Genomic DNA, 8,299 nt, shown 5'->3' on the forward strand with positions numbered 1-8,299 from the left:
GGCGCCCTTCATCCGCACCGCCCGCCGTCCGCGGGCGGTGCGCGCACGAGAGAAGACGGTCCGTTGGCCCCACCCACACGCCGCCGCCACCCGGCGCGCATCCTGCTCACGCTCGCCGTGATCACGGTCGCCGTGTTCGGCGCGATCTTCGCCGGCACCAAGCTGTCGGACGCGACCTGGACGCCCAAGCTCGCCCTCGACCTCGAGGGCGGCACCCAGCTCATCCTGGCGCCGGTGGCCCAGGACGAGTCCCGCGTCACCTCGGAGACCATCGCCCAGGCGATCGAGGTCATCCGGCAGCGCGTCGACTCGTCCGGCGTCGCCGAGGCGGAGATCAGCTCGCAGGGCGGGTCCAACATCGTCGTGGCCCTCCCGGGACGCCCGAGCGAGGAGACGCTGGACCTCGTCCGCACCTCCGCGCAGATGGAGTTCCGTCCGGTCCTGACGTACGGCGCCGCGACGCCCACCGCGACCCCGTCGGCCAGCCCGACGGACGGCGCGACCGACGCGGCCACCGAGCCCTCGGACGAGCCGACGAAGGCCGCCCCGGACTCCGCCAGCGACGCCGAGTACTACATCACCCCCGCCGTGCAGGCGGAGTACGACGCCCTCGACTGCACCGACCCGGCGAACCTCACCGGCGGCAAGCAGGGCGCGGCCGACGCGGCGCTGGTCACCTGCGACCCGGACGGCACGGTCAAGTACATCCTGGGCCCGGTCGAGGTCGAGGGCTCGCACATCGCGAACGCCAGCTCCGGCCTGCAGGTCAGCCAGTCCGGCGCGGTCACCAACAACTGGGCCGTGAACCTGGAGTTCGACCGCACCGGCACGCGCCAGTTCGCGGACGTCACCGAGCGGCTGCAGGGCCTGACCTCGCCGCAGAACCAGTTCGCGATCGTGCTCGACGGCCTGGTCATCTCGGCGCCGTCGCTCGACCCCGGCGTCATCATCTCGGACGGCAAGGCGGAGATCTCCGGCTCGTTCACCCGCGACTCCGCGACCGCGCTCGCCAACCAGCTGAAGTTCGGCGCGCTGCCGCTGAGCTTCCAGGTGCAGAGCGAGGAGCAGATCTCCGCGACGCTCGGCTCCGAGCAGCTGGAGAAGGGCCTGATCGCCGGCCTCATCGGCCTGATCCTGGTCGTCATCTACTCGCTGTTCCAGTACCGCGCGCTCGGCCTGGTGACGGTCGCGTCGCTCGTGATCGCCGCGGTGCTCACCTACGGCGTGATCACGCTGCTGTCCTGGACGCAGGGGTACCGCCTGTCGCTGCCCGGCGTCGCGGGTCTGATCGTGGCCATCGGCATCACCGCGGACTCGTTCATCGTGTACTTCGAGCGGATCCGCGACGAGCTGCGCGAGGGCCGCACCCTGGTCGCCGCCGTCGACCGCGCCTGGGAGCGCGCGCGCCGCACGATCCTGGCGTCCGACGCGGTGAACTTCCTCGCCGCCGTGGTGCTGTACTTCCTGGCCGTCGGCTCGGTCCGCGGCTTCGCGTTCACCCTCGGCCTGACGACGCTGCTCGACCTGCTCATCGTGTTCACCTTCACCCACCCGGTGATGAAGCTGATCGCGCGGACCCGGTTCTTCGGCAGCGGCCACCCGCTGTCCGGCCTGGACCCGCGCCGGCTCGGCGCGCCCGAGTCGACCCGCTACGTCGGCCGCGGCCGGGTGGTCACGGGCCGCCGGGCGGACGCCGACGCGCCCGCGGAGGAGCCCGCCGACCTCGGCGCCCGCACCTCCACGCTGGTCGCCGCGCCCGTCGGCGCGGGCGGCACCATCGCCGAGCGCCGCGCCGCCGCACGCGCCGCGCAGGCGGAGGCGGAGGGCGGCGCGTCCGCCGCCGACGCCGGCAGCACCGGCACCACCGACACCGACGAGGCACCCGACGGCAGCACCCCCGCCGCGCGACGCACCGAGGGGAGCGAGTCCTGATGGCCGTCAACTTCGCCCAGTGGGGCAACGACCTGTACACGGGCCGTCGCTCGTACGACATCGTCGGCCGGCGCCGCACCTGGTTCCTGATCTCCGGGGTCCTCGTGCTGCTCTCCGTCGTGCTGCTGTTCAAGCCGGGCCTGCACCCGGGCATCGAGTTCCGCGGCGGCTCGCAGTTCACCGTGTCGAACGTGTCGACCACCGACCAGCAGCCCGCCATCGACGCGGTCACCGCGATCGCGCCGGAGGAGGTGCCGCGCGTCAGCAACGTCGGCTCCTCCACGCTGCGGATCCAGACCTCCGAGCTGACCAACGACCAGGTCACCCAGGTCCGCACGGCGCTCGAGGACGCGTACGACGTCACCGACGACGACGTCGCGAGCGCGTTCATCGGCCCGACCTGGGGCGCGGACGTGTCCAAGAAGGCCGCGACGTCCCTGATCGTGTTCCTGGTGCTCGTCAGCATCGTCATGACGGTGTACTTCCGGAACTGGCGGATGGCCGTGGCCGCGATCGTCGCGCTGTTCCACGACATCGTCATCACGGCCGGCGTGTACGCCGCGGTCGGCTGGGAGGTCACGCCGGCGACGGTGATCGGCTTCCTCACGATCCTCGGGTACTCGATCTACGACACCGTCGTGGTGTTCGACAAGGTCCGCGAGAACACGGTCGGGATCACCGACCAGACCCGCGCCACCTACGAGGAGCGCGCGAACCTCGCGGTCAACCAGACGCTGGTCCGTTCCATCAACACCTCGGTCGTGGCGCTGCTGCCGGTCGCGGGCATCCTGTTCATCGGGGCGTTCGTGCTCGGCGCCGGCACGCTGCGGGACATCGCGCTCGCGCTGTTCGTCGGCATGATCGTCGGCGCGTTCTCCTCGATCTTCCTCGCCACGCCGCTCGAGGTGGTGCTCCGCCTGCGCGAGCAGCCGATCCGCGAGCACACGGCGAAGGTGCTGGCCGCCCGCGCGCGGCTCGCCGAGGGCGGGCTGGACGAGGACGCGTCGCCGGAGGCGGTCGCGGTCGCGCGGTTCACGGGCCAGGTGCGCCCGGGTGGCCACCAGGGAGTCGCGGCGCAGCCGCGCAGGAAGAAGGGCCGGCGATGAGCGGCGTGCAGGACGTGGACGGGCGGGACCTCTCGCTGACGGGCCAGGCGCTCGTCGACCGGGTCGAGGCGCTCGTGCGCAGCGTGCCGGACTACCCGACGCCGGGCGTGGTGTTCAAGGACATCACCCCGCTGCTCGCGGACGGCCCCGCCTTCGAGGCGGTCGTGCGCGAGATGGCCGCCCGCGTGCCGGGCCCGGTGGACCTGGTCGCCGGCATGGAGGCCCGCGGGTTCATCCTCGCGGCGCCCGTGGCGATGGCGCTCGGCGCCGGGTTCCTGCCCGTCCGCAAGGCCGGCAAGCTGCCCGGGCCGACCGCCCGCCGGGACTACGAGCTCGAGTACGGCGCCGCCTCGGTCGAGCTGCACCCGTTCACGGTGCCGGCCGGCTCGCGCGTGCTCGTGGTCGACGACGTGCTCGCCACCGGCGGCACCGCGCAGGCCACCGTCGAGCTGCTGGAGGAGTGCGGCGCCGAGGTCGTCGGCCTGTCGTTCCTCATGGACCTGACGTTCCTGCCGGGCCGGTCGCGGCTCGCGGGCCGGCACGTGGACGCGCTGCTCGCGGTCTGAGGCACCCACGACGCCGCCGTCACCCCCACCGGGCGGCGGCGGCGTCGCGCTGCCGGGCGGGTGCGCGCACGCGGCGACGGCCCGTGACGCGGTGCGCGGCGGCGACGCCGTAGAATCGTGCGGATCGACAGCGTGACCGGCTCGTCCGGGCCGCGCCGTCATCGGACACAGCCGGGGCGACCCGGCACGGCGGGAGGCGTGCATGGCGGAGCCACGGACCTCGGCAGGACCCGACGCGCGGCCGGAGGCGCCCGTGACCACGGGCGGCACCAGCCGGGTGCGGTCGCGCCTGGCCAGGTTCGGGCAGATCCGCGGGCCGCAGCAGTCGCCGGTCATCGAGCCGCTGCTCCAGGCCGTCCGCACCAACCACCCCAAGGCCGACCTCAGCCTGATCGAGCGCGCCTACGTGACGGCCGAGCGGGCCCACCGCGGGCAGCTCCGCAAGAGCGGCGACCCGTACATCACGCACCCGGTCGCCGTCGCGACCATCCTCGCCGAGATGGGCATGACGCCCCCGACGCTCGCCGCGGCGCTGCTGCACGACACCGTCGAGGACACCTCGTACTCCCTGGACCAGCTCCGCACCGAGTACGGCCCGGAGATCGCGATGCTGGTCGACGGCGTCACCAAGCTCGACAAGGTGACCTACGGCGACGCCGCGCAGGCCGAGACCGTCCGCAAGATGGTCGTCGCGATGTCCAAGGACATCCGCGTGCTGGTCATCAAGCTCGCGGACCGGCTGCACAACGCCCGGACCTGGAAGTTCGTCCCGGCGGCCTCGGCCGAGAAGAAGGCCCGCGAGACGCTCGAGATCTACGCGCCGCTCGCGCACCGGCTCGGCATGAACACGATCAAGTGGGAGCTCGAGGACCTGTCGTTCTCGACGCTGTACCCCAAGGTCTACGACGAGATCGTGCACCTCGTCGCCGAGCGCGCACCCGCCCGCGAGGAGTACCTCGCCGTGGTCCGCGAGCAGGTCGGCGCCGACCTGCGCAGCGCGAAGATCAAGGCGACGGTCACCGGCCGGCCGAAGCACTACTACTCGATCTACCAGAAGATGATCGTGCGGGGCCGCGACTTCGCCGACATCTACGACCTGGTGGGCGTGCGCGTCCTGGTCGACACGGTGCGGGACTGCTACGCGGCGCTGGGCGCGCTGCACGCGCGGTGGAACCCGGTCCCGGGCCGGTTCAAGGACTACATCGCGATGCCCAAGTTCAACCTCTACCAGTCGCTGCACACGACCGTGATCGGCCCCGGCGGCAAGCCGGTCGAGATCCAGATCCGCACGCACGACATGCACCGGCGCGCGGAGTACGGCGTCGCGGCGCACTGGAAGTACAAGGAGAACGCCAAGGGCGCGGGCGGCGACGCCGACGGCAACGACATGGCGTGGCTGCGCCAGCTCGTCGACTGGCAGAAGGAGACCGCCGACCCCTCGGAGTTCCTCGACTCCCTCCGGTTCGAGATCGCCGACGGCGAGGTCTACGTCTTCACGCCCAAGGGCGACGTCATGGCGCTGCCGGCCGGCGCCACCCCCGTCGACTTCGCGTACGCGGTGCACACCGAGGTCGGGCACCGCACCATGGGCGCCCGGGTCAACGGCCGTCTCGTGCCGCTCGACTCGACGCTGGAGAACGGCGACGTCATCGAGGTCTTCACCTCGAAGTCCGAGACCGCCGGCCCGTCCCGCGACTGGCTCGGGTTCGTCACCAGCCCCCGCGCGCGCAACAAGATCCGCCAGTGGTTCACCAAGGAGCGGCGCGAGGAGGCGATCGAGCACGGCAAGGACGCCATCGCCAAGGCGATGCGCAAGCAGAACCTGCCGATCCAGCGCCTGCTGTCCCACGAGTCGCTCGTCGCGCTCGCCAACGAGATGCGGTACGCCGACGTCTCGGCGCTGTACGCGGCGATCGGCGAGGGCCAGGTCTCCGCGGCCACCGTCGTCCAGCGGCTCGTGCACGCCATGGGCGGCGAGCCGGGCGCCGAGGAGGACATCGCCGAGGTCGCCCGCCCCGGGCAGACCGCGCGCCGTGTCCGCACCGGGGACCCCGGCGTGGTGGTCAAGGGCGTCGACGACATCTGGGTGAAGCTCGCCAAGTGCTGCACCCCGGTGCCGGGCGACGACATCATCGGGTTCGTCACCCGCGGCCAGGGCGTCAGCGTGCACCGGTCGGACTGCATCAACGTCACCGCGCTGCGCGCCCAGCCCGAGCGGATGGTCGACGTGGAGTGGAGCCAGGGGAGCACCGCGCTGTTCCTGGTGCAGATCCAGGTCGAGGCGCTCGACCGCAGCCGGCTGCTGTCCGACATCACCCGGGTGCTGTCCGACCACCACGTGAACATCCTGTCGGCGTCGGTCTCGACCTCCCGGGACCGGGTCGCCCAGTCGCGGTTCGTGTTCGAGATGGCCGAGCCGTCGCACCTCGCGTCCGTGCTCGCCGCGGTGCGCAAGGTCGAGGGCGTGTTCGACGTGTACCGGATCACCGGGGCCAAGGCGGAGCAGCCGGTCGTCGACGCGTAGCGCGGCCGGCGGGCGAGCGGCCGCGGGTGCGAGCGGCCGCGCGTGTGCGCGGCGGGCGGTGAGTGTCCAGAACCGAGCGGACATCCCTCGCAGATCGGGCGAGCTCCTGGTCACTCGGCGCGCGGCGCCGCCGAGGCCGCGAGGTGGGGGAGCAGGGCGGCTGCCGCCCGCACGCCCCGCCGGCCCGCGGCGGTGGCGACGTCCGCGCGCACCCGTGCGGCGTCCAGCCCCGTGGCGCGCAGCCGGGCCACCAGTGCCAGCGCTCGGTCCGGCGGGTCGTGGCTGAGCACGTCGACCGCGGTGCGGCGCGGTGTCGTCACCCGGACCCCGCCGAGCAGCACGACGTCGCCGTCCGGCAGCGCCGCCGCGGCGGCCGACCGGCCCGCCGTCGGGCGGGGCACCCGCGCGCCCCTCGGGGCGACCACGTCGACCCGCGCCGGCGGGTCGCCACCGACGTGCACCCAGACCGCGGCGGCGCGGGCGACGGCGCAGCGGGGCGGCACCAGCGGGGCCAGCGCGGCCGCGCGGAGCGCCGGGGTGGCCCGGACCCCCGCGGGCAGCGCGACGTCGTCCCGCAGCCGCACGAGGTGGCCGTCCCGGAGCAGCAGGTCCCAGACTCCGGCGCCGACGTCGGCGGGACGCACCAGGGGCGTCGTCGGCAGCCGGGCGGCCGTGCGCGGCGCGGGCAGGGTGCGTCCGGGCGGCGGGTGCGCGCGGTCGAGCGGGGGATCCGGGTGGGAGGTCACCGGAAGCACGATGCCGGTCGACCCCCGCACGTGGCGAGGGCGACCGGCACCGGTTGTGGACGAGCGGTCAGCCGCGGGACTCCTCGGCGGCCCGCTGCACCTGCTCCAGCCAGGACCGGCGGGCGTCCAGGGCGGCCTGCGCGTCGGCGACCTTGCGGGCGTCGCCGCCGGCCTGGGCCTTCGCGAGGTCGTCCTCGAGCTGGGCGATCGCGTTCTCGAGCTGCGCCAGGGCGCCCTCCGCCCGGGCGCGGGTCTCGGGGTTGGTGCGGCGCCACTCGGCCTGGTCCGCGTCGCGGACCTTCGCCTCGACGGCGCGTAGCCGGCCCTCGACGCGCTGGATGTCGCCGCGCGGCACCTTGCCCGCCGCCTCCCAGCGGTCCTGGATCGAGCGCAGCGCGGCCTTGGCCTGGCCGAGCCCCTTCGACGGGTCGATCGCCTCGGCCTCGACGAGCAGCGCCTCCTTGACCTCGAGGTTCGCGCCGTACTCCCGGTCCGTGGCCGCGTTCAGCTCGTCACGGGCGTGGAAGAACGTGTCCTGCGCGGCGCGGAACCGGGCCCACAGGGCGTCGTCGTCCGACCGGCTCGCGCGCCCGGCGGCCTTCCACCGCGCCATCAGGTCGCGGTACGCGCCGGCGGTCGGGCCCCACTCCGTGCTGGAGGACAGGCGCTCGGCCTCGCGGACGATCTCCTCCTTCGTGGCCTTCGCGCCCGCGTTGCGGGACTCGAGCTCGGCGAAGTAGTGCCGCCGCTCCCGGTCGAACGTGGTGCGCGCGTGGCTGAACCGCTTCCACAGCGCCTCCTCGGAGGTGCGGTCGATGCGCGGGCCGGAGCGCTGCGCGTCCTTCCACTCCTCCAGCAGGGCACGGAGCTGCTCGCCCGCCGGGCGCCACTGCATGCGCGCCGGGTCGGTCGTGGCGATCTTCTCGGCGCGCTCCACGATCTGCGTGCGGGCCGCCAGCGCGGCCTGCCGGGCGGCGGACCGCTCGGCCTCGACCGCGGCGCGACGCTCGGCCGCGACGGCGCGCAGGCCCTCGAGGCGGGCCCGGAGCCCGTCCAGGTCGCCCACGGCCGCCGGCTCGGCGGTCTCCTCGGTCAGGCGCGCGACCGTCTGGTCGATCTCCTTGACGGCGAGGTCCGTGGCGCTGAGCCGCGCCTCGAACAGGGCGACCTTCGCCTGGAGGTCCAGGAACCGGCGCACGTACAGGGCCAGGGCCTCGTCGGCGGAGGCGCCGGGGAACTGGCCCACGACCCGCTCGCCCGCGGCCTCGCGGACGTACACGGTGCCCTCCTCGTCGACCCGGCCGAACCCGGCCGCGGCGGCGGCCTCGGCGGAGTCGTCGGCCACCGGGACGGGCACCACCGGCACCGCGGGGGCGGCCGGGGCCTCGCCGGACTCCTCGCCGGCCGGGGCCGACGGGGCCGCCG

The 8,299-nt window shown here is 74.1% G+C and carries 6 protein-coding genes; 4 read left to right on the forward strand and 2 right to left on the reverse strand.

The annotated features are described in order from the left end of the window. The first annotated feature begins 63 nt into the window (after positions 1 to 63). From secD to G6556_RS04155, 4 genes are all read left to right on the forward strand, one after another. The gene (gene secD, locus G6556_RS04140) at positions 64 to 1,932 is read left to right on the forward strand and encodes a protein translocase subunit SecD (protein WP_166938846.1); all 1,869 of its coding nucleotides are present in this window, start codon (positions 64 to 66) and stop codon (positions 1,930 to 1,932) included. Further along, positions 1,932 to 3,038 (forward strand): protein translocase subunit SecF, encoded by a 1,107-nt coding sequence (gene secF / locus G6556_RS04145; protein WP_166938848.1) that lies wholly within the window; start codon positions 1,932 to 1,934, stop codon positions 3,036 to 3,038. Before secD ends, secF begins: the two co-directional genes overlap by 1 nt. Beyond that, entirely contained in the window at positions 3,035 to 3,604 is a 570-nt protein-coding gene (locus tag G6556_RS04150; RefSeq protein ID WP_166938850.1) for an adenine phosphoribosyltransferase, read from the forward strand. The genes secF and G6556_RS04150 overlap by 4 nt, the downstream gene beginning before the upstream one ends. 202 nt (positions 3,605 to 3,806) lie before the next feature. After that, positions 3,807 to 6,128 (forward strand): bifunctional (p)ppGpp synthetase/guanosine-3',5'-bis(diphosphate) 3'-pyrophosphohydrolase, encoded by a 2,322-nt coding sequence (locus G6556_RS04155; protein WP_166938851.1) that lies wholly within the window; start codon positions 3,807 to 3,809, stop codon positions 6,126 to 6,128. Between the two features lie 110 nt (positions 6,129 to 6,238). Here G6556_RS04155 and G6556_RS04160 read toward each other — a convergent pair whose 3' ends face one another. After that, positions 6,239 to 6,874, reverse strand: a complete 636-nt coding sequence (locus tag G6556_RS04160) for a hypothetical protein (protein ID WP_166938853.1) — start codon at positions 6,872 to 6,874, stop codon at positions 6,239 to 6,241. 67 nt (positions 6,875 to 6,941) lie between these two features. Next, the coding region (locus G6556_RS04165; RefSeq protein WP_166938855.1) for a DUF349 domain-containing protein at positions 6,942 to 8,299 on the reverse strand (1,358 nt) is incomplete at its 5' end.

Source organism: Cellulomonas sp. IC4_254, from assembly GCF_011603975.1.
Lineage (GTDB): Bacteria > Actinomycetota > Actinomycetes > Actinomycetales > Cellulomonadaceae > Cellulomonas.

Bases quoted from the DNA above. Each gene is read 5' to 3' on its own strand.
- secF (WP_166938848.1), top strand. From the start codon at position 1,932: ATGGCCGTCAACTTCGCCCAGTGGGGCAACGACCTGTACACGGGCCGT.
- G6556_RS04150 (WP_166938850.1), top strand. From the start codon at position 3,035: ATGAGCGGCGTGCAGGACGTGGACGGGCGGGACCTCTCGCTGACGGGC.
- G6556_RS04155 (WP_166938851.1), top strand. From the start codon at position 3,807: ATGGCGGAGCCACGGACCTCGGCAGGACCCGACGCGCGGCCGGAGGCG.